A 23,148-nucleotide genomic window follows, 5' to 3' on the forward strand; every position below is an offset into this window, starting at 1 on the left:
GTTTCGTTTAAAACGATGGATAGGTTTGTTTTAAATACGTAAGATACCGTTGAAAGTCACCACCAAATTTTTTCTCAAATTCCTCCCGAAAGCGATTCTGCTGTTTTCGGTACGTTAAATAGCCCATAAAATACGCGTTATTCGGTAAGTTTAGTTTGTCAATCCGACGCTTATTTATTGAACGTACCGATTTCGTGCTTCGCGTGTCAGTTAATGTATCTGACGATATCACAATCTGCCGGATGGTTTGCCACTTCAACGAATCTTTGACCACATTCAGCGTAGTTGGTTTAAAGCTCTTATATAAACTATCCAGCGACTTTGTGCCCCGCAAAACATGGTCGTCGTATCGTTCATAAAACGCCTTAGTAGCCAAATAGTTTCGATAGGGTACAGCGTCTTTCCCGTACTTCTGAGCCAGAAATCGCTGTGCTCCGTACTCCCCTACGAAATCGGCCAGGTTTTCGTTGTACTCCAGATTATTTTTTATAAACAACGTACCGTGCGTCAGTTCATGAATAATCAATTCGGCCAAACTTCCTTCCGATCTTTCCAGAAAACTCGACAGGATCGGATCATTTAAAAATCCTAACGTCGACCAGGCCGAAACTTCCCCTGTTCGCGTATCATAACCTTCTCTTTTTAGCTCCGATACGGTAGAGTCAGCCCAATCTTTTTCAAAAAAACCTTTATACGAAAACGTACCAATTACAGGGAAATGCCATTGTTTTGCAACGAGTTGATACGGTTCGGCGGCTGTAATAACCCACAAAATCGGCTTTCCCTGCTGATCGTAAAACGATTCGTAACTTCCTGATTCATCCAGCTTTAGCGAATCTATCGCAAAATGTTTTATTTCTCGGATAAGTTCAATTTTTCGCTTCAACGAATCAGGGTACGTTGGGTCGGCCAATACGTCGGCAACGGGTTTCGTATTCCACAAAATACGAAGCTGCCCACGGCCCTGCATCCAGCCATACCGAACCAGTTCCCATTGCCAGACAGCCAGCACAACCAATACCCCTACAATACCTAGAGCAATTTTTTTGAACATCAGTTGGAACAGCAAATACGAATGCCAACACGTCGCGTAATGGCATTGATAAGTCAAAGTTGATACAAAAATAAAGAACGGTTTGGCAGGCTAAAAATCATACAAATGCAGTATTGATTGAAGTCAGTTAGCTAAAGACTTTTGCTTCAGTTATCACATTACATAAACTGACGCATGAAAAAGCAATTGATTTTCCTGCTGATAGCTTCTATACTAAGCCTAACGCTACCCCCAACCGTATTCGGTCAAGCGAATGAAAAACTTTTATACGTAGCGGGAGATGTGCTAGGTGGCGTTGGTACCTATAACACCATCGATTATGGAGCGGGCGTAAACCTGCGTTTGCATTATCCGGTCCTACCTCAATTGGCGGTCACTGCTAAGATAGGCGTTGAGTATTACACCATTAGCGCATACAGGTATATGACAACAACGTATCTGGGCTATGGTTATAATCCGATTTCGGGCTTTGGTTTTAACACCATTTACTCAGCGCCCGGCGGAATTTCCGGTGAAAAAACATACGGTGTGAGTTTACCTATTGTCGTCGGCCCACGCTTGTATTTGCCTGCACTACGTAACGGCGCGCACGTCGACCTGAACGCTGGTGCCGACGTAGCGGCTTCGAAAATGATGATCACTTCGCTGCACGTATCACCCGGAGCAGGATTAACGTTGCCGCTTCCGAACAACAAATTTCTGGACGTAATGGCTTACTACGTAACGAGTTTCGAGCGAGGCAGTGGCGTCGTTGGCGTGAGTGTTGCCTACGGATTGCCCATAAAATTCTGATTACCAACGTATCAATCCAGTGCCTGGTACAACGCAATTCGGAATTTCTTCACAAAGTCGCCGTAGTAAGCATACGGATGCACATTGGTGAAAATCAACAGAATCAGCTCTTCTTTCGGATCGATGGTAAATTCGGAACAGTACATGCCACCCCATGTAAACGAGCCGGGCGATGCCTGATCACCATAGTGCGAATTCTCGGTAATCAGTTGAAAGCCAAGACCAAATTTATCTTTGCGATCCCAGACTTCGGCATTTCCGATTTGATTGCGGAGCATCATTTCCACCGTCTTACGTCCCAGAATTCGCTTGTTATTGAACGTACCGCCATTAAGCAGCATCTGGCAAAGTTTCGCGTAATCTTCCACCGAACTAATCAGCCCGGCCCCACCCGAAAAATACGTCTTCGCCCCCGACGTAGCGGAGTTTCGATACGCTTCGTTCGTATGCAGGGTTAGGGGCTTATCCATACTTGCTTTACTATATAGCTCAACCAACCGACTCGCTTTATTTTCAGGTAGATAGAAGTACGTATCGTTCATGCCCAGCGGCTCAAGTACGCGCTCGCGCATGGCAACGTCGAGCGGTTTTCCCGATAATATTTCAACCAGACGACCAATAATATCCGTGTTCAGTCCATACGTAAAGCCCGCGCCCGTGGAGTCAGCCGAAACGTCGGACCGTCCGGGGTCGCGGAGGAGAGGGCGTTTGGCCAGTTTGTTGATAACGTCTTCGAGTTTGTCGGGTGCGGTCGAATTGAAAAACGGCACCTTAAATTCGGGTCGGCCATCCAGCGGGTGTTCATACGGAATGCCCGCATTATGGCTCAGCAACTGCCGAATCGTGATTTCGCCTTTGGCCGGCCGTGTATCGAACGTACCGCCAACGGGGTCGTTTTTGTCGTACTTAACAAGCACTCTCGGGTTCTTAAAAGCCGGTATGTACTTCGAAATGGGTTCGTCGAGCAGAAATTTTTCTTCCTCAAACAAAGTCATCAACGTAGTGGTCGTGATGGCTTTTGACTGGGAGGCAATGCGGTACAAATCGTCGCGTTTGAGAGGAGTTTTCTTCTGTAAATTGCTGTACCCAAACGCTTTATAATGAACGACTTTTCCTCGATGCGCCACGAACGTAACGGCATTCGGCGCAATATCTTTGTCAACGATTTCCTGGAGCCACGTATCCAGTCGCTTAAGCCGTTCGGCTGAGAAACCAGCATCAGCCGCTGATTTTGCGGGTGTAAACGACTGGGGTAGGGGCTGGGCAACCAGTGAAGACGTAGTAAAGAGAGCAAGGAATAGTAAACGCATTTTGATACAAAAACAGAGAAAGGAACGTAGCATGAAACAACGTATTGTCAAAATCCTAAGATGGACACGTAGCGAATTCTACTTTTACTTCGCTAAGTCCCAGGCCACCACAACCCAGGTTTCGCCAATCGACGAATCATAAAATTCGTGAATTGACTGAAACCCAACGCGGGCATGAGCACGTAGCGAACGGACGTTGTTAGCCGAAATATCCGTAATCAACAACTGATAGCGGTTTCTATACACCTCACGGTGATGCTGAAATAGGCGGTCAAATACCCGCTGACCGCGATATCCTTCGGCCACGCAAACCTGTCCCATAACGTACCAGGCGTAGTTTTTTAATGGTTTCCCTTCATATAACAACGTATCGATCAGCGCAAAAAGCGGCAGTAGTTCAGGAACATCGGGTCCAAATTCGGGAAGCATGGTTAAGGCGTAACCAACTACCGTATCGCCGTCTTTGGCGATGACGCTGGGTGCCGCCTGATTCATACGTAGTAGTACGTTCGGGTCGTGCTCTACAGTTACAAAACCCTGACTAGCCTGTACATCAGTTGATACGTTCCGGCGTAGATTGGCTTGTTGTAAATCTAAAATGCCCTGTACGTCAGCTTCAGATTGAACGGTGGTGATGGTAACCATAAATAAGTAAAAGAAAACTACTACGTTATTTGGTGATTTTGTACATCATTCCATCGGAACGGGTAAAAATATATAACTCACCACTGGCATCCTGCCCAATGCGAAAATCGACTTTGTTTGCCTTGCAGAGTTCTTTTAACGTAGTAGGTTGGTGATCGAGCGTCACGGGGAATTCGTGAATCGTAGCTTGCGAGCCTTCCTTTATTTCACTCAAGTTGACGTAAAAGACGCGCCCTTTTACTACGTCTCCAAAGATGTATTTGCCTGTCAATTCGGGCACTTGGTTACCGATGTACCCAAAGCCGCCCATAATGGCGTTGCCCTCGTCGTGGTCGAACTGCGCCACCGGATAGGTATACCCAAATTGGGCGTCGTTGGCGGGCAGCGGAAATACTGAATTGATGGTGCCTGTTGAATCGATCAGGAACGTACCTTCACGGTCGGGCCAGCCGTAATTTTTGCCGGGTTTGAGCAGATAGAGCGATTCGATTTCGTGTTGTCCTATGTTGGAAACCAGTGTCTTACCTTCTTTCGTCCACGAAATTCGATTCGGATTCCGGAATCCAGCCGCATAGATTTCATCCAGTCCAAAGCGTCCTATCGGGTTAGATTTTGGGATACCGTACTGCCCGTTTTTGCTATTGCGACCAGTGAGATCAATACGTAGCACTTTACCCCAGACATGATTTTTACGCTTCGGAATAAACGGATAACCCTGTTCCACGGCACCTCCATCGCCAATGCACACATACATCAGTCCATAATCTTCATCACCAGCTTTGGCATATGGATTGAAGGTAATTTCCTGCATGCCGTGAATCTGACTTACTACGTTGACTCGGAGAATTTCTCGGGGTTTTCCAGTTACGGTACGTGCCGTTTTATTGTCGATAACCCATTCATTAATAATCCATTGTAACTTAACCGGAATGCTGTCGGCATAAGCAAAATCAGCTTTTGTCTGATTATTGGGTTCGGTATGGGTGGTGTAGAAAAGTCCGTTTTGGGCAAAATCAGGGTGAAACGCGAAGCTTCCCAATCCCGTAGCCAATCCCGGAACGTTCGTGAACTTGGGAAAATGATTCGTTACGTCGAAGAAAACTTCTGGCTCATTTTTGGCATTCAGAATATAAATCTTACCCTGCGAATCAGCCACGATGCTTTCCTTCGTGATAGGGTGGACACCCATTTTGTTGATGCGTGTTCGGGGCAGGACATTATTTGTAGCCGGAAACTGGATTACTTTCTTCAGATTCAGGCTAATGTTGGCCATCGGAATGGGCGTAGGAATGGGATTTGCTAACCCCTTTTTCTGTGCCGATGCCGTGACTTTAGGTGCGGGTTTTTCGAGAATAAAAGCGATTAACTCCTGAATTTCTGCCGCTTTTAGGTGATTAAAATTCGGCATGATAGTGCCAAATCTTTTGTACTTGTCGAGCGCCCGCGGATTTTTGGCGTCGATCATGGCTTTGGGGCTGTTAATAAACGCTGTAAGGTATTTTTGATCAAGTACTCCTTTCAATCCACCAAGTTGCGGCCCAATTCCATCCTCTTTAAACGTATGACAAGCCGCACAATGCAGGGAAAATAGTTTTTCCCCATTGGATTCCTGCTGCGCATAAGCATACGTGCATGTCAGAAGTGCAGTTGCCGATAGAAGTAAGCAAGAAAAACGTTGAAGGAGTTGCCAGTCAGATAGTTTCATGAATTAGAATGATTACCACGTATAAAGCGCGGTAGCAGCAAAATATACGTAGCGTTTTGATTGCTCGGTTATAATCGTGGCTGGCTGAACTGTCAGGAAATAGTGGTTTTGGGTAGCTGTTCCAAAAACGCTGAGTCTACTTCGGCGCCGATACCGGGTGTTTCGGGAAGCTCAATTTGATAACCGGTATACGTAATGCCACCATGAATCGGGTCGTTAGCGTGTTCGAAACAGGCGTCTAAATCATAAAAACGAACATTTTGCCGGGCTGACGCAAAATGCGCATTGGCCGTCAGCGCCAGCCGCGATTCCGACATGCAGCCGATCATGCAGGGAATGCCAGCGGCTTCGGCAATGGCGTTTATTTTGAGGGCTTCAAAAATGCCCCCACTTTTCGAAAGCTTGATGTTAAAATAATCGACCGCTTCTTCGCGCACGAGCCGAATTGCGTCGTGGGCGTCGAACAGGCTTTCGTCGGCCATAATCGGTACGTTCGACTGCTGACGAATCTGCCGCAAACCCGCAATATCGTGCCGTTTGATAGGCTGTTCACAATACTGCACATTCAGTCCGCCAATGGCACGTAGCACGCCCGACGCCGTCACTACGTCCCACCCCTGGTTTGCGTCGGTACGTATCGGCGTGGTTGGACCAATGGCCGAACGTATCGCTTCAATACGTGCAATGTCGTCGTACAGGTTAGTGCCGAGTTTAACTTTTATGGCGTCGGCGCCTTTCTCCTGGATACGTAGCGCATCCTCAACCATCCGTTCGGGCGTGTTGATGTAGATGGTTTCGTCGGTGACGAGCGTTCGTTTGCTTCCGCCCAGAAATTGATAAAGTGGCATTCGGGCAGCTTTGGCAGCAATGTCGTAAAGGGCCATGTCGAAGGCCGAACGCGTCGTGGGATGAGCGGGCAGGTAACGTAGCAGCGTGTTTAAACAACCCTCTATATCAAGCGGATTTTTGCCGATGAGCAACCGAGCCATATCTTCCGCAGCGGCCATCCCCGACGCTTGCGTTTCGCCGACGATCATCCAGAATGGCGACCCTTCACCCCAACCCGTAATGCTCGCGTCGGTTTGTATTTCGACCAGAATATTCCGGGCATTTTCAATCGTACCAAGCGAAATGGCAATAGGTGCTTTAAGCGGAATGTCGAAGCGATAAAGGTTGATGGCGGTGATTTTCATGACTGGCTGTAACAGGCTCCGGCTGTTACGTAACTAAATTACTGAATTGTAACAGCCGGAGCCTGTTACGGCTTGATTTACTGCGGAAACTGGCTTTTGTCTAAGCCCGGAATGATACGTAGCGCGTTTTTGTAGTACACTTTTTTCAGGACTTCGTCAGGTAAGCCCATGCCGTACATACGCCAGAACGCGTGGTATTTTTTGTGGTACGGGAAGTACTCATCGTTGGTTTCCAGCACGCGGAAGTACGTAGCATACTCCGACGGAACCCAGCTATCTTTTCCGAACAGAATCCGGTCCTGATATTTCTCAAAAAACGCCCGGCTTGCTTTCGGTTGGCGACCTAACTCAGCAATGACGGCCCCAATCTCTACGTTGATGTTCGGGAACACCTTCATCAAACTGTCGAGTTTCTGCAGGTCATTCGGGTACCAACCCATGTGAGCGGCAATGAACGTGGTTTTTGGATGTTTGCGGAATACGTTGTGCTGTTCGGCCAACAGTTGCTCCCAAGGTACAGGATCATTCGGGCCGCGTTTGCGACCGGCATGTAGCTTCAATTCGAGCCAGCGTTCGTTGTAGCGATCCATCGGGTCCCAGAAAGATTTTGGGTCGGCGGTGTGGATCAGTACCGGAATGCCGAGTTGGCCGCATTTTGCCCAGATAGGGTCAAGGCGCGGGTCGTCGACGCGAACACGTTTTCCTTTGTCATCTTTTACGCTGAAACCTAGACTTTTATAAATTTTCAGCCCTTTCGCGCCTTTCTTTACGTCTTCTTCAAGGGTTTTAACAGCCTGTTCCGTCCAGCCTTTGTCGTTTACGTTCGAGAAATTGACGTTAGTAAATAAAGCTATCCGTTTTGGGTTGGTTTTCTTGACGTTAGCCAGCGCATTGTCGAAAAATTTCGTGCTTTCGGCCTCGTCATTGGCAAATCCCCGACCGCTCAAGTTCACCATCAGCCCCATATTCAGATCATCCATCTGCCCGATGAGTTTGCTCAGATCTTCCTTATCCATCTGGAACTGATGGTTGTGGACGTCAATGAAAGGATACTTGGATTTGGTCAGTTTGTGTTCGGGTACTTTCAGGGTCGAAACGGGGTCGTATTCTTCAAAACCGAGCGGGGCCTCAGGTTGGGCCGTTTTGGCGGATTGCCCTTGACCACACGCTACAACGCCCGAAAGCAGGAGGGCTGGTAAGTACAATAGATTTCTCATTGTCAGGTGGTATTTGTAAAACTAATCCTTAAATATAAGTGCTACGCAGTGCGCGGCAATGCCCTCGCCCCTTCCGACAAAACCAATGTGTTCCGACGTAGTGGCTTTGATGGAAATATCTTCTTCGGGAATGGCCATTACGTCGGCCAGACAGGTTTTCATAGCCGGAATGTGCGGGTTGAGTTTAGGTTCCTGCAACACCACCGTTACGTCGACATTCGAGATTTCATAGCCTGCACTACGTACCATACGTAGCACTTCGGCCAGCAAAATCTTACTGTCAACGCCTTTCCAGCGCGGATCTTTATCTGAAAAATGATAGCCAATATTCCGCATGTTGGCCGCACCCAGCAGCGCATCGCATAAAACGTGACACACTACGTCGGCATCCGAGTGCCCGACCGGCCCGAACGTACTGGGAATCTGAATACCACCCAGCCAGAAAGCCCGACCGTCTTCCAGCCGGTGCACGTCATACCCTTGTCCTACGCGAATTTTCATGAATAAATAGAAGGATCGAATCCGTTTTCACGTAGATAAGCTTCTGTTTGAAGCAGAAATTCACTCGTCACCTGTATGGTATATTGAGCCTCCTCAGCATTAACAGTTGGTTCTGCGTCATAATCGCTGTTCTGACGCATATCGAAAAGTTTCGACAAAGCTTTTACGTCTTGTTTATCAAATATGCCTGCTTTGACAAAATGCAGGCTGAATAAATTTTGTACGGAGGCATGTGAACGAGTTGCAATGTCTAACGTAGCCAGTAATGCTCGTACGGTATCAAAGTAAGCAAAATAGGCTCTATTACAGACGCCCGTATATTCTTCCTCTTTCATCAGAATCTGGGCTTGCCGCAGACATTCATATGCTCGACTCATATAATTGCCGACATTCTTCATAAGGAGATACCCTCCTTGCGAATGTTGCGGTAGAAAAATAAGTCAGAATGAGCTAACTGAGTCTGAAAAACTATTTTTATGGAAACCCATACTTTATAGCGTTCCCAACAATCCCATACCAGATCCCAGTAACGATCAAATTCGTCCATCTGACGAAAATTTTCATCCTTCAGCACCACCATGTAATCCACATCCGACTCGGCATGGAAATCGCCACGCGCGTAGGAACCGTACAGAATCACCCGGTCGAGTCGTTCGCCGTACAGCTCGGTTAACGCCTGCTTTACGTCCTGCGATAACTGACGAAGCTCGCCAGCCGTCAGGGGTTTTGGTTGATACGTGATCTCTGTAGCCATACTACTAATTTTAGGCCGGAACTTCCTCCGCACACCGGTAATACAACGTCGAGCAGTTTTCCTTACGTAGCACTTTTTGGGCCATCGCCTGAATATCGGCTGACGTAATGGTCTGAATTAAAGCCGCTTCCTGATTTACCAAATCCGGGTTTCCGGCGTTGGCGGCAAACGCCAGATTCATGGCTCGGTTCAGCAACTCAACTTCCGAGAAAGCATGTGTAGCCTCCGCCTGGTTCTTCACCTTTGCCAATTCTTCTTCCGACACCGGGTTATCGATAAATTCCTGAACGAGTGCTTCAACAGCGGCATCGGCTTCTTCGAGCGTTACGTTGTTATTGAGCATCCCCTGAATGACCAGTAAACCGGGATCGATGGAGGCTGTGATATACGCCGTGACGCTGCTGAAAATTGGGTTATCACGTAGCAGTTTCTGGTACAGTCGCGACGATTTACTACGTCCCAGCACGTCGCTCATCAGATCGGCAATGTGGAAATCAGGGTCAAAACGACCGGGCATATGATACGCTTTATAAAGCCCATTTAACGGTACGTTAGCCGAAACGTCCAGTTTGCGGGCTTCCTGCTGAACCGGCTCCGAGGGGAGTTTGCGAACGTAAGGCTCACCCGCTGGAATGGGCAAAAACCATTTGGTGCACAGTTGTTTTACCTGCTCAACCGTTACGTTGCCAGCCACCACCAGAATGGCGTTGTTGGGCAGATAATACTTGAAAAAGAACGACTTCACATCGTCTAACGTAGCGTCTTCAATATGGCTGATGTCTTTGCCAATAGTGGCCCAGCGGTACGGATGCTGCTGATACGCCAAGGGGCGGAGCTTGAGCCAGACATCGCCATAAGGTTGGTTCAAGTACCGTTGTTTAAACTCTTCAATCACTACTTTCTGCTGCACATCAAGCGATTGCGGATCAAACGACAGGCTCAACATTCGATCTGATTCGAGCCAGAACGCGGTTTCCAGATTGGCCGCTGGCAACGTGATATAATAATTGGTAATGTCGGGGCTAGTGAAGGCGTTGTTTTCGCCACCGACCTTCTGAAGAGGCTCGTCGTACGTCGGAATATTTTGGGAGCCACCAAACATCAGGTGTTCAAACAAATGCGCAAAACCCGTCTTGGTAGGGTCTTCATCGCGCGACCCGACATTATATAAAATATTGACGGCGGCCATCGGGGTCGTTGCATCTTCATGAACGAATACCCGAAGACCATTGTCTAATACAAACTGTTCGTAATGAATCATAAAGGAAATAAGAGCAGACGCCTGATTCGGATCAGGCACATTGAACAAAAGTACGCTTCCGGGCGTATAGAATCAAACGATGTAATCTCAGGTACTGCTTTGTCTATTTTAAAAAATACGTTTCTTTTTTTTATTGGTCTGTGGATACCTGTAATGGTATCGGCGCAGGTTATCAACGAACCCACCACGCAGCAAGTCATTTTAAAAGCGCTGGACAGCATTTATAATCTGGAATTTAAAGAAGCTGATGTGCTTATTCGACAGCTTCAGACCAAATACCCGCAACACCCCATCGCGCCCATTCTGCGAGCCACACAGCTTGATATTCAGTATTTACCCTTATCTGAGAATAAGGCGGCTACAGCGCAGTTTACGCAGGCGGTTGCCCAGGCCATGGACTTGTCGAAAAAGATGTTCGATAAGGACGAGAAAAATCCGGAAGCGGTATTTTTTATGCTTACCTGCCACAGCTATCTGGCCGCGCTTTACCACAATCAGGGCGAATCGTTGAAAGCGGTGACCGAATCGAAAAAGGCGTATAGCTACCTCCGCGACGGCTTTAAACTGACCGAGAAAATCCCGGATTTTTACTTCACCACCGGTCTTTATAATTACTACGTAGAGCGCTACCCCATCGACCACCCGATTGTGCGGCCCTTCATGTTTTTCTTTGCCGATGGCGATATCGCGTTGGGTATTAAACAGATGGACGTAGCAACGCACAAAGGCATGTTTATGCGGCCCGTTGCCAATTATTACCTGGCACACGTATTACTGAAACACGAAACAAACGCCAGCCGGGCCGTAGGGTACATGAAGTATTTGGTGGATAAATACCCTGATAATCCACTGTTTGCCATGACCTACGTCGAAGCACTTATGCTGGCCGGCCGCTACGTTGAGGCTCGCCCCTATGTGCAGCGGCTCAAAACAATGCCGAATAAGTTAGTGCCGCTGGCTTTCAATACGTTCGCAGGCATGCTGGCCGAGCAGGACGAAAAAGACGACAAAGAAGCTGCTACGTATTACCAAACCGCTCTCAAGCAACCATTCGATAAAGGCTATACCAAAGAGTATCAGGCTTTTGCTTACGCAGGGCTCGCCCGCATTGCCGCCCGTGCCAACGATAAAACTCAGGCCAAACTATATTATAAAAAAGTGCTGGATGTGGGTGAATACAAATCGCTGATTAAGGAAGCGAAAGCGTATAAGTAGGAACCGGAATTCAGCCATCGTGAAATTTTTTCTGAAATTATTGCAAACTGCATAAGGGTTTTTTGCCGGTGAGTGTGTCTACCTGTATTGGCGTTTTTACGCGCTTTACTACCCATTGACATTCAATTCCTAAACATGCGGCAAAATGGTACCTTGCGGGTCGTTACGACCACCGAGTCACATCCAGACCAGCGTATGGAGTCACCTGTTCCGAATGAGTCTTCTGCTTCGGATACCGAACTATTTATTCGGCAGGCCTTCCAGACAGATGCCCGACTGGGGTGTGAACTGCTTTTCCGACGCTACTACGTTCCGCTGTGCAGCCACGCGGTACGATTCGTCGGTTCCAAAGCCATCGGCGAAGATTTGGTAGCCGACGTTTTCGAGCAGTTCTATTCGAAACAGATTTTCCAGACCATTACGTCGTCATACAAAGCTTACCTCTACAAAACGGTACGTCACCGGGCGTACAATTACCTCCGCCAAACGCTACGTCGCGACACCGATCTGGAAATGGCGCAGTATCAGGACGTAGCAGAAACGCAGCAGCCCGACGCTATTACGCATTACGAAGAACTTTATCAGGACGTAGAACAGGCGCTGCAAACCCTGCCGCTGCAACGCCGACGTATTTATTTGCTGCATCGATTTGAGGGGAAAAAATACGCGGAAATCGCCGATGAGCTTGGCCTTTCGGTACGTACCGTTGAAGTGCAGATTCGTCAGGCCAGTCATCAATTGCGGAATCTGCTGAAAGACAAATGGCTCCTTTTGCTGCTCTGTGGGATTTTGCAGCAGCTACTCTGACCAGACAAGTCGAAACTCAACTCAGGCCACGTATCGCCTTAGCAACTACAACTATCCATGAACGAGAGCATCAATAAACAGCGACTTTTCGACTATTTCGCCGGGAAAGCAACCACCCTGGAGAAACAGCAGATTGACGAATGGTGCCGCGATCCCACGAACGAAGAGCAGTTCTATAACTGGCTCGATGAGTGGGAGCAGAGTCATCTACAATACACAGCTAACCAGCCCGTTGCGCTGGAAAAATACCATACTTTTTTAGTTGCAGATCAGGCGAATAATCAATTCATCGCTGCTGATTCCGGTAAAACGTCGGAGCGCTCACGTAGCCTTCTGAACCGACTTCCGTGGTGGGGCTGGGCCGTGGCTGCGTCGCTGCTCATTACGCTGGGATTAGTTGGTTTTCAGGAGCAAGTGCTCAATCAAACCTATACGACGGCCTACGGAGAAACGCAGTCACTAACCCTGGCCGACGGAAGTAAGGTGGTCCTAAACGCCAATTCATCAATCCGCGTACCTCGCTTTGGCTTCGGTTCCCATCGTCGGGATGTCTATCTAACAGGTGAAGCAAATTTCTCCGTCATGCACACGCCTGACGACCAGCAGTTTGTGGTGCATACAACCAAAGGCGTGAACGTAGTGGTACTGGGAACTGAGTTTACCGTTTTCACCCGACCCCGCGAAACGAAAGTGGTACTCGCCAAGGGAAAAGTGCTGGTCAACTATCCAACTGCAACGCAGCAAATCGGTCAGTTGATGCTCAAACCCGGCGACTTGGTTACTCTCGACGGACGCGGACGATTAAAACGTTCCACAACCCGACAACCGGGCGACTTTGCGGCCTGGCAACGGAATCAGTTTGTTTTCGATCACACAACGCTACGTGACGTGGGCCAGTTACTGACCGAAAACTACGGTATCCATGTCCAGATAAACGGCGATACGTTATCGCGCCAGACACTCACCGGCTCGTTCCACGCCGAAAACGCGGACGAACTGCTTCAGGCAATCTCGGAGATTCTGGGTATCAACGTAGTACGTCACAATGACCAGGTAGTTTTAACTGACAATACTTTTTAAACCCTCAAATAATGAAGAAAACGTATCTACTTCGTTTGACTCCTTTGCTGACCATCTGCCTCATAACCGGCCTGTCGGGTACGGCCCAGCCGCTGGCAATGGCCCGGATGCAATCGGCCCGGCCTTCGGGAGTCGTGGCTCAGTCGGCCCCTACAGCCCGGCAATTGAAAGATGTGCTGATTGAATTGAAAACGCATTATAACGTCGATATTCTGTTTGCAGATCGCGCCGTGAACGGATGGACTGTTTCGCAGCCAATTAACTTTTCGGCGGCTATCGAGCGAAATCTGGATGCGGTGTTAAAACCAACCGGATTACGGTATAAGAAAATAAAGGCTGGTACGTATCTGGTAACCGAGCGTAAATCAGAGAAGAACAGTGCCCACGCATCTGACGTACAGGGGTTTATCGAACCCGATTCGGAAACCAATCCGGCCGAGCCGGAACGTAGCGCCGTTGCTCGTGAAGTAAGTCCGCTTTCATCCTTGCAGCAGGCACAAACGGCTGACATTCAGATAAAAGGCCGCGTTACTGACGCTGAAAAAGGCGAAGGGCTGCCGGGTGTAAGTGTACTGGTAAAAAACTCGACACGCGGCACCACTACCGACGCCAACGGGAACTACCAGTTAGCTGTACCTGATCAGAGTGCTACGTTGGTCTTCAGTTTTGTGGGTTACGAGCGGCAGGAAGTAGCTGTTGGTAATCGGAACACGGTGAACGTAGCACTGGCCGTCAGCGACAAAACGCTGAACGAAGTAGTCGTGGTTGGGTATGGTCAGGTAAAGAAAAGCGACCTGACGGGTGCCGTTGCGACGGTGCCAATGGACGAACTTCGCAAAGTAGCCGCTACGTCGCTCGATCAGCAATTGCAGGGCCGGGCGGCCGGTGTGCAAATCACCCAAAACTCTGGCTCGCCGGGCAGCGGCACCACCATTCGGATTCGGGGTGGAAACTCCATTCAGGGCGATAACGAACCACTCTACGTTATTGACGGGATTCCGTTTAAGAATGACGGTGCCGGCAGTGGTTCGAGTTTTAACGTATTGAGTACGTTGAATCCCAGCGATATCGAATCCATTTCGGTATTGAAGGATGCTTCGTCCACCGCCATTTACGGTTCGCGTGGCGCGAATGGCGTAGTAATCATCACCACTAAACGGGGTAAAGCGGGGCGGTCAGTCGTGAATTTCGATGCATATTACGGTATTCAGAATGTCCGCCGTAAGTATCCGGTCCTGAACGCCCGCGAGTATGCGCAGTTTGTCAATGACGCCAACACGAACGAAGGTCGGGCGGCTGTGTACACGCAGGATCAGGTAAATGCGTTTGGCGAAGGTACCGACTGGCAGGATCAGATTTTTCAGCAGGCGCCCATTCAGAACTACCAATTGTCGATGAGTGGTGGTGATGAAAAAACACAGTACGCGATTTCGGGCGGTTATTTTAAGCAGGGCGGTGTTGTCGTAAACTCAGATTTTGATCGTTTTTCGTTCCGGGTTAACCTGGATCGTAAACTGACCGACAAACTTAAAATAGGCAACAGCCTGACCGTCAACCGAACCGTCACAAATCAGTCACGTAGCGACGGCGACCTGGGTAGCGCTGGTCTGGTGACAATAGCTGCCCTTCAATTTCCGCCCATCCTGCCGGTTTATAACCCCGACGGTACGTATCTGCTCACCAGTCCCGCGCTTCCTTTCACCGCCGACAATCCGGCAGCGCTGGCCCGTGACAGCAAATACCGGAATACGGCTTTTCGCACGTTTGGTAACGTATTTGCTGATTATCAGATTATTGATGGACTATCCTTACGTGTTTTGCTTGGTATCGACGCTGTTCTTCAGAAACAGGATTCGTACCTGCCGCGCTCCGTTTCGAGTGGTTTGGCGCAGGGTGGATCGGCTTCTATTTTTAATGGCCAGGCGGTTACGTGGCTGAACGAAAACCTGCTGACCTACACCAAGACGTTCAACAGCATTCATAACGTGAGTGCCCTGCTGGGTTTTACACAACAGGCCAACCGTACGGAAAATACCACGGCTTCGGCCCGCAATTTTGTTAATGACAACCTGGGTTCGGGCAATTTGGGCGCTGCTTCGGTGCCGCTTGTCCCCTCATCGGGTATAGGAACATGGGGTTTACAATCCTATTTGGCACGTATCAATTATGGCTACAAAGACAAATATTTGATAACCGCTAGTTTCCGGACGGATGGTTCATCGCGGTTCGGGGCCAACAAACGGTACGGTTACTTCCCATCTGCAGCAGTGGCCTGGCGGGTAAGCGAAGAAGCATTCCTGAAAAATTCGAGCGTGCTGAACGACCTGAAACTGCGTGCTACGTATGGGTCAACGGGCAACCAGGACGGTATTGGTAATTACCCGGCTTATTCACTACTCGGTACGCAGAACTATGTCTTTAATAACGTAGTGTCGACGGGTATTGGCCCGAGCCAGATTGCTAACCCCGATTTATCCTGGGAAACCACTACGCAGGCTGATTTTGGTGTGGACGTTGGTTTGTTGAACAACCGCATTACGGTTACCGCCGATATTTACCTGAAACGCACTAAAGACCTATTGCTGAACGTAACAATCCCCAGTACGTCAGGCTATTCGAGCGCTATCAAAAATCTGGGACGTGTTGAAAATAAGGGCGTTGAGCTCAGTATTTCGTCGCGCAACATCGACAAAGCGTTTAAATGGAATACTGATTTGAATCTGGCGGCCAACCGGAACAAGGTGTTGGATATTGGCGGAGCACCCCAGATTTTCGCCGGACAGGTGGCCAACATCGGGCAGAACCTGACGTCGGGGATTATCCGTGTGGGAGAACCACTTGGGTCGTTTTATGGCTACGTAACGGATGGGCTTTACCAAACTACCGATGAGCTGAATACGATCGTTGACCCACAGGCGCGCAAACCGGGCGACCGTAAGTACGCGGACTTGAACGGCGACAAAAAAATCGATGATAACGACAGAACCATCATTGGTCGGGCGCAACCGAAATTAGTGTATGGTTTGAACAATACGTTCTCGTATAAAGGGCTTGAGCTAACGGCGTTTTTTCAGGGTGTTACTGGGAATAATATCCTGAACGCCAACCGATTCGAGCTGGAATACCTGAACGCCACTACCAACCAGGACCGGGACGTACTGAATCGCTGGACTCCGACGAATACCAATACCGATATTCCGCGTGCATCGACCACGCGACCGGCCAACCGGATTTCGACCCGGCAGATTGAAGATGGATCTTATCTGCGGCTGAAGAATATCCAACTCGCTTATAATCTGCCCCAATCGGTACTAAAAACGCTGAAAATTCAGTCGCTACGTGTGTATGCCTCAGCGCAGAATTATCTGACCATCACCAACTATTCGGGTTTCGATCCAGAAGTGAACCGGTTTGGTCAGGATAGCCGTAGCCAGGGCTTCGATTACGGCAGCTATCCGGCGGCAAAAACCATTCTCTTTGGTCTAAACGTTGGCTTTTAATCAAAGAGCGAAAGTGAGAAAGAGCGATACGTAGTCCTAATCGCCCTTGAGACTTTCCTCGATACCTTAACGATACAGACATGAAAATATATCTCACATTAATCACAAAAGCCCGGCGGAACCTTTCGCTCATTCTCTCTTTCACTCTTTCGCTCTTTATTTCCTCCTGCGAAGTGCTGGACAAAACCCCGGAATCGAACTTTACGCCCGATAATTTTTACCGCAACGCCGACGACGCTAAAGCCGCCGTCAGTACGGTGTATGATCCCTTAAATTCGGCCAATATGTACGCGCAAATTATGTGGATCATTCAGGATCAGGCTACTGACGATGCTGAATGGGGCAATGGTCGATCAACCGCAAACCAGCCCAAAAACGATCTGGATAAATACGCTTTTACGCCAGCTACTGTTACGTTTCAGTCGCTCTGGACAACGGTTTATCAGGGAATTAACCGGGCTAATACGGTGATTACTCGCGTGCCTGGAATTCCCATGGACAACAACCTGAAGGCGCAATACGTAGCGGAGGCCAAATTCATGCGTGGCTTTTATTATTTCACACTGGTGCGGCTGTTTGGTGGCGTGCCGCTGATTGTGAACGAAACAACGTCGCTCAACAACCTAAACGTAGCGCGTGCTTCGGTGGAGGATGTGTATAAGCAAATGATTCAGGATTTTACGGACGCAGAAACGACCTTGCCAATTCGATTTACGGGTGCTGATCTGGGACGGGCTACGAAAGGCGCAGCCAAAGCGTATCTGGCGAAAGTATACCTGACCCGCCAGGAATGGGCCAAAGCATCGGCGAAGGCAAAAGAAGTAATTGATTCAGGTGCCTACGATCTTTGGGCTAACTTCAGCGATGCCTTTTTGCTGGCTAATAAAAATGGGAAAGAAGCTGTTTTCGAAATGCAGGCGTTGGGCGGGGGCGTTGGCGAAGGAAGCTGGATGCAGGGGTACATGCGCCCTAACTTCGACCGCGTAAATGGCGTAGCCGGTTTTGGCGATGATCCTGCCACCGAAAATCTATACCGTACCTACACGGCTGCCGATAAACGACGAGACGTAACGATCAAATTATACTCCGCCACTACAACGCCTGCGGCTCCGGCCAGCGTCGTATTTCCGGGCTACGTCTACAAATACCTTGATCCAACCGCAACGGGCAACGGCGACGGCGCCAACAACTATCCGCTCATCCGCTACGCCGACGTATTGCTGATGTACGCCGAAGCTCTCAACGAGCAGGCAGCCGGAAATGCCGAAGCGTATACGGCTGTTAACCGACTGCGCAGTCGGGCTGGCCTTCCGGCTCTCTCAGGCTTAACGCAAGAGCAATTCCGGGATGCTGTCCTGTTAGAACGCCGTTTGGAGCTGGCGTTCGAAGGGCATCGCTGGTACGATCTGGCACGTACAAAGCGGCTCATCAGCGCCATGAAAGCGCAAAACCCAACCATCGTTGTGCAGGATCGCCATTATCTCTTTCCAATACCGCAAACGGAGCGAGACGTGAATCCCGCACTGGACCAAAATCCTGGTTATTAAGAAGGCGCCGACAGGCTCCGGCTGTCGGTTATAGCTAAAAAATTAGTCGCTGGCGCGACTCCGACAGCCGGAGCCTGTCGGCGCCTTAATCAGCTTCTTATGATACGTCGGAGTTTTTTGCAAACCGCGCTGGCCGTCACGTCATACGGTCTACCAAAGCATAGTAACGTAGCGTCGGCAACAGCGCCTACTATTATTAATGCAGGTGTTGGTGGGAATAATACAATCGATTTGCTGGCACGTATCGATGCGGATTGCCTAGTGCACCAGCCTGAATTGACCATTCTGATGGTTGGTACGAACGATGTCAACAGCAAAAAATATGTACCGTTACCCGACTACGAGCGAAATCTTCGTACCATTGTCAGTAAAATATTGGCCATAAAAAGCCAGGTGGTGCTGATGACCATTCTGCCCGTTTATGAACCCTATCTGATGACCCGCCACGATCCGGCGTTTTATAAACCCGAAGGTCATGCAGCCCGCAAGCAGGCCATGAACAACGTAATACGGAACGTAGCCGCCGATAGCCGATTGCCGTTGCTCGATATGCACCATATTTTCGATACCGTCGGTATGATTGGGCTGGACGTAGCGAGCCTGATAAAAAACGAAGCCAACAGCGGTAAAACCGATGGAATTCACCCTACATCAAATGGCTACCGAACGATGGCTGTAGCTATATATACGTTCCTGCTTCAGAATCAATTACTCAAAAACAAAATCGTTTGCTTTGGCGACAGTATTACCAAAGGCGATGGTGATGGCCAGAATTATCCGGCCTATCTCCAGAAACTGACCCTTTCCTGATTATGAAAAAAATCGTATTCTTTCTCGGCCTTCTCTGCAGCCTGGTTTCACTTACGGGTACTACGTCTTCTGTCCAGCCAGCCAATGCGCCAACGGCTGTGCGTCAGGCCGATGTCATTATTTACGGCGGTACGTGTGCGGCTATTACAGCGGCTGTGCAGGTCAAAAAAATGGGTAAATCCGTCATAGTAGTATCGCCCGATAAACACTTGGGCGGCTTGTCGTCGGGTGGTCTGGGTTTTACCGATACGGGGAATAAAGAAGTAATTGGCGGGCTTTCGCGGGAGTTTTATCAACGGCTTTATGCCCATTATCAGAAACCGGATGCGTGGCGCTGGCAGAAACGGGAAGAGTATGGCAACAAAGGCCAGGGAACGCCCGCCATTGATGGAAATAACCGCACGATGTGGATTTTTGAACCCCATGCCGCCGAACAGGTTTTCGAGGATTTTGCCAAAGAATACAAACTGACGATTTATCGCGATGAGTGGCTCGACCGGTCGGACAAGGGTGTGCACAAAAAAGACGGTGTCATTCAGTCAATACGTACCCTGAGCGGCAATACTTATCAGGGGAAAATGTTCATCGACGTTACGTATGAAGGCGATCTGATGGCGGCTGCGGGCGTAAAATACCACGTTGGTCGCGAGGCTAATAGCGTCTACAATGAAACGCATAATGGTGTAGAAGTGGGCGTTTTTCAGCACGGCCATTACTTCAAAAAAGACGTAAGTCCTTACAAAAAAGCGGGTGATCCAAACAGTGGTTTGCTGCCCGAAGTATCGGCTGAAAAACCAGGTCCGAACGGTTCCGGCGATTCGAAAATCCAGGCTTACTGCTTTCGGATGTGTCTCAGCAATCATCCCGAAAACCGGATTCCTTTCCCCAAACCTGCTGGCTACAATGCAGATCGGTATGAATTATTGGCTCGTGTATATGCAGCCGGTTGGGACGAAACCTTCCAGAAATACGATCCAATCCCAAACCGCAAAACGGACACAAACAATCACGGTCCCTTCAGCACTGACTATCTAGGCAAAAATTATGATTACCCCGACGCTACGTATGAGCGCCGAAAAGCGATTATCAAAGACCACGAATTGTACCAGAAAGGGTTGATGTATTTCCTGCAAAACGACCCGCGCGTACCCGCCGACGTACACGAAGCTATGCAGCAATGGGGTTTACCGAAAGACGAATTCAAGGACAATGGTAACTGGCCGCACCAGCTTTACATTCGCGAAGCCCGACGCATGCTGGGCATGTTTGTCATGAAAGAAGCCGATGCGCTGGGGAAAACCGACGTACCACAACCCGTTGGCATGGGATCGTATGCCCTGGATGCGCACAACGCCCAACGGTTTGTTAAAGGGGACGGATTCGTGCAAAATGAGGGCGATATTGGCGTGCATCCCGACAAGCCGTATTCCATTGCCTACGGATCTATTTTGCCGAAGGAAGACGAGTGCAAAAACCTGCTGGTACCGGTTTGTCTTTCCAGCTCGCACATCGCTTTCGGGTCGATACGTATGGAGCCGGTCTTCATGATTCTGGGCCAATCGGCGGCTACGGCTGCGGTATTGTCGATTAACAGTAACGTATCACCCCAGAAATTACCTTACGATAAGCTTAAGGATGTATTGCTGAAAGACAAGCAGCGGCTGACGTTGTAGTCTGAACCGCATGGGCGGCCCCGCGGGATTTAGCGGATTAAAAAGATTTTCAGGATTTTGTTTTTCGCTTCCTTGAAGCGCATTAATACTATGAAACAAAATCCTGAAAATCATTTTAATCCGCTAAATCCCGCGGGGCCGCCCATGCGGTTCAGACTAGTAATCCACCTCCAGATTCAGCGCCTTTCGTAAATCGTGCAGCACCGGATTCTTTTCGGCCATGTAGTTGAATTTATCCAGCGAGCTGTAAATCATCTTCTTCACTTCCTGCACCGTCACCTTATGTTCGATCTGAATCTGACTGTTTTGCAGTTCGTTACGTAGGTAACCTAGTAAGTCAGGTTTTAGCTCGGTCAGGAAATCGACCTGAAGCTTGTTGTCGAGTGTCAGGTGAATAACAGTTCCTTCTAACACTAACTCTCGGTTCAGGACAACCTGTTCCGTCGTGTTATCGATTTGCTGTCGACGAAGGCGAGCGAACGTATTCCAGGAATCCTGCAAATCCTCAAAACTAAACGGTTTGTCAGGCCGCGCAACGGTTTTTACCGCTACTATTTCATCGTTTGCTTCGGCTGATGCAGGACCTGTTGTTAATGAAATGGTCGAACGGAGTTTGCTGGTGGCCGGGCGAGCGGGGGGAGCGGGAGCCGTTTTAACAGGTGTACCGTTACGTGGCGCCGTTGCTACGTCTGCTACGTCCGTAGAGGCCAGATGTCCGTTTGGCTGCGCAGGCTCTTTCGTGGCGGTTCCGTTTGGGGTTGCTACGTTAGAGGACGCTACGTTGGTTGGCAGCGGGGGCGTTGGACGATAACCGTTTACTGGCTCGCTCGTGACGGGGTGATTTTCGGTTAGTTGAGCGTTGGATTCAGGCTGAGGTTGCGGGCTGCCGTTTTTTTTTTCGGTGGCTAACGTAGCACTACCATTTGCATCGCTGGTTGAGGCTTTGCTAAGTGGAAGATCAGCTAACGAATCCCAGTTCAATACGTTACGTAGATTCGCCAGTTTCATCAACCACAGTTCTACGTGCAGCCGTTGGTCTTTAGCCTGCTTGTAATTCATGTCGCACTGTCCACCTAAACTCAGCGCCGACAGTAAAAACGACATGGGTGCCCGCGCTGCCTGATCGAGGTATTGCCGACGAACGTTTTCGGTGACCTGCAACAACTGTACAGTTGCGGCATCTTTACAAACCAGCAAATCACGGAAGTGGCGACATAACCCAACCACAAACTGATGCGCATCGAAACCTTTGCGCAGGATTTCATCCACCGTCAACAGACTTTGTGGAAGATTACCGGCCAGCAGTAAATCGGTCAGTTTGAAGTAGTAATCGTAATCGAGAATGTGCAGATTGTCCAGCACTTCCTTGTACCGAATAGTACGATCCGTTGAAAACGTTACGTTCAGGTCGAACATCGACAGGGCATCGCGCAAGCCACCATCCGCTTTTTGGGCAATCAGGTCGAGGGCTTCTGTTTCGGCGGTAATGCCTTCTTTACCAGCAATCTTCGATAAGTGATTGGCGATGTGTTGCGGCTGAATCCGGTTGAAATCGAAAATCTGACAACGGGATAAAATTGTCGGCAGAATTTTGTGCTTTTCAGTAGTTGCCAGGATAAAAATGGCGTAGGAGGGAGGCTCTTCCAGCGTTTTCAGAAACGCGTTGAAGGCCGCCGACGAGAGCATATGCACCTCGTCAATAATATAAATCTTGTATTTGCCAGATTGCGGTGGATACCGAACCTGGTCAATCAGATTACGTATATCCTCGACCGAGTTGTTAGAGGCCGCATCCAGCTCGTGTATATTAAAGGAAGCACTTTGCGTAAAGCTTACGCACGACTCGCACTGGTCGCAGGCTTCACCTTCGGCAGTCAGGTTTTGGCAATTGATGGTTTTGGCCAGAATACGGGCGCAGGTGGTTTTGCCAACTCCGCGCGGCCCGCAGAATAGAAACGCCGAAGCCAAATGGTTGGTTTTGATGGCGTTTTTAAGGGTAGTTGTAATATGCTCCTGACCAACGACGGTATCGAAGGTTGCCGGGCGGTACTTGCGGGCCGAAACCACGAAATTTTCCATACTCA

At 49.2% G+C, this 23,148-nt stretch carries 19 protein-coding genes; 8 read left to right on the forward strand and 11 right to left on the reverse strand.

Features of this window, described 5'->3' with window-relative positions:
• Positions 1-7 precede the first annotated feature (7 nt).
• Positions 8-1,054: an aminopeptidase gene (locus ACYVF1_RS04745; protein WP_461076132.1), complete on the reverse strand. Its 1,047-nt coding sequence runs from the start codon at positions 1,052-1,054 to the stop codon at positions 8-10.
• Between the two features lie 174 nt (positions 1,055-1,228).
• On the opposite strand from ACYVF1_RS04745, the gene ACYVF1_RS04750 reads away from it, so the two are divergent.
• Entirely contained in the window at positions 1,229-1,846 is a 618-nt protein-coding gene (locus tag ACYVF1_RS04750; protein WP_461076134.1) for a hypothetical protein, read from the forward strand.
• Positions 1,847-1,857: 11 nt separating this feature from the next.
• Here ACYVF1_RS04750 and ACYVF1_RS04755 read toward each other — a convergent pair whose 3' ends face one another.
• From ACYVF1_RS04755 to ACYVF1_RS04795, 9 genes are all read right to left on the reverse strand, one after another.
• Positions 1,858-3,156, reverse strand: coding sequence for a serine hydrolase domain-containing protein (locus ACYVF1_RS04755; protein ID WP_461076136.1), 1,299 nt, complete (start codon positions 3,154-3,156; stop codon positions 1,858-1,860).
• 84 nt (positions 3,157-3,240) lie between these two features.
• Complete coding sequence (locus ACYVF1_RS04760; protein WP_461076138.1) at positions 3,241-3,801, reverse strand: GNAT family N-acetyltransferase; 561 nt, start codon at positions 3,799-3,801, stop codon at positions 3,241-3,243.
• Positions 3,802-3,826: 25 nt separating this feature from the next.
• The gene (locus tag ACYVF1_RS04765) at positions 3,827-5,506 is read right to left on the reverse strand and encodes a PQQ-dependent sugar dehydrogenase (protein ID WP_461076140.1); all 1,680 of its coding nucleotides are present in this window, start codon (positions 5,504-5,506) and stop codon (positions 3,827-3,829) included.
• Between the two features lie 92 nt (positions 5,507-5,598).
• Positions 5,599-6,699: a mandelate racemase/muconate lactonizing enzyme family protein gene (locus tag ACYVF1_RS04770; protein WP_461076142.1), complete on the reverse strand. Its 1,101-nt coding sequence runs from the start codon at positions 6,697-6,699 to the stop codon at positions 5,599-5,601.
• Between the two features lie 77 nt (positions 6,700-6,776).
• Positions 6,777-7,916 (reverse strand): amidohydrolase family protein, encoded by a 1,140-nt coding sequence (locus tag ACYVF1_RS04775; RefSeq protein WP_461076144.1) that lies wholly within the window; start codon positions 7,914-7,916, stop codon positions 6,777-6,779.
• 21 nt (positions 7,917-7,937) lie between these two features.
• Complete coding sequence (gene ispF, locus ACYVF1_RS04780; protein WP_461076146.1) at positions 7,938-8,417, reverse strand: 2-C-methyl-D-erythritol 2,4-cyclodiphosphate synthase; 480 nt, start codon at positions 8,415-8,417, stop codon at positions 7,938-7,940.
• Positions 8,414-8,815 (reverse strand): HEPN domain-containing protein, encoded by a 402-nt coding sequence (locus ACYVF1_RS04785; RefSeq protein ID WP_461076148.1) that lies wholly within the window; start codon positions 8,813-8,815, stop codon positions 8,414-8,416. The genes ispF and ACYVF1_RS04785 overlap by 4 nt, the downstream gene beginning before the upstream one ends.
• Positions 8,812-9,171 carry a nucleotidyltransferase domain-containing protein gene (locus ACYVF1_RS04790; RefSeq protein ID WP_461076150.1) on the reverse strand — a complete coding sequence of 120 codons (360 nt, stop codon included), beginning with the start codon at positions 9,169-9,171 and terminating at the stop codon, positions 8,812-8,814. The genes ACYVF1_RS04785 and ACYVF1_RS04790 overlap by 4 nt, the downstream gene beginning before the upstream one ends.
• 10 nt (positions 9,172-9,181) lie before the next feature.
• Complete coding sequence (locus ACYVF1_RS04795) at positions 9,182-10,432, reverse strand: M16 family metallopeptidase (protein WP_461076152.1); 1,251 nt, start codon at positions 10,430-10,432, stop codon at positions 9,182-9,184.
• Between the two features lie 99 nt (positions 10,433-10,531).
• On the opposite strand from ACYVF1_RS04795, the gene ACYVF1_RS04800 reads away from it, so the two are divergent.
• From ACYVF1_RS04800 to ACYVF1_RS04830, 7 genes are all read left to right on the forward strand, one after another.
• On the forward strand, positions 10,532-11,647 hold the full coding sequence (locus tag ACYVF1_RS04800; protein WP_461076153.1) for a tetratricopeptide repeat protein: 1,116 nt from the start codon (positions 10,532-10,534) through the stop codon (positions 11,645-11,647).
• 135 nt (positions 11,648-11,782) lie between these two features.
• The gene (locus ACYVF1_RS04805; RefSeq protein WP_461076155.1) at positions 11,783-12,454 is read left to right on the forward strand and encodes an RNA polymerase sigma-70 factor; all 672 of its coding nucleotides are present in this window, start codon (positions 11,783-11,785) and stop codon (positions 12,452-12,454) included.
• Between the two features lie 57 nt (positions 12,455-12,511).
• Positions 12,512-13,534 (forward strand): FecR family protein, encoded by a 1,023-nt coding sequence (locus ACYVF1_RS04810; protein WP_461076157.1) that lies wholly within the window; start codon positions 12,512-12,514, stop codon positions 13,532-13,534.
• Positions 13,535-13,545: 11 nt separating this feature from the next.
• Entirely contained in the window at positions 13,546-17,034 is a 3,489-nt protein-coding gene (locus ACYVF1_RS04815; protein ID WP_461076159.1) for a SusC/RagA family TonB-linked outer membrane protein, read from the forward strand.
• A gap of 80 nt (positions 17,035-17,114) precedes the next feature.
• Entirely contained in the window at positions 17,115-18,581 is a 1,467-nt protein-coding gene (locus ACYVF1_RS04820) for a RagB/SusD family nutrient uptake outer membrane protein (protein ID WP_461076161.1), read from the forward strand.
• A 99-nt stretch (positions 18,582-18,680) separates the two neighbouring features.
• A complete protein-coding gene (locus ACYVF1_RS04825) occupies positions 18,681-19,391 on the forward strand; it encodes an SGNH/GDSL hydrolase family protein (protein ID WP_461076163.1) in 711 nt (236 codons plus the stop codon).
• Positions 19,392-19,393: 2 nt separating this feature from the next.
• Entirely contained in the window at positions 19,394-21,064 is a 1,671-nt protein-coding gene (locus ACYVF1_RS04830; protein ID WP_461076165.1) for an FAD-dependent oxidoreductase, read from the forward strand.
• A 156-nt stretch (positions 21,065-21,220) separates the two neighbouring features.
• On the opposite strand, the gene ACYVF1_RS04835 is transcribed toward ACYVF1_RS04830, so the two are convergent.
• Positions 21,221-23,143, reverse strand: coding sequence for a DNA polymerase III subunit gamma/tau (locus ACYVF1_RS04835; RefSeq protein WP_461076167.1), 1,923 nt, complete (start codon positions 23,141-23,143; stop codon positions 21,221-21,223).
• Between the last annotated feature and the right edge of the window lie 5 nt (positions 23,144-23,148).

It is taken from the genome of Spirosoma flavus, assembly GCF_054778555.1.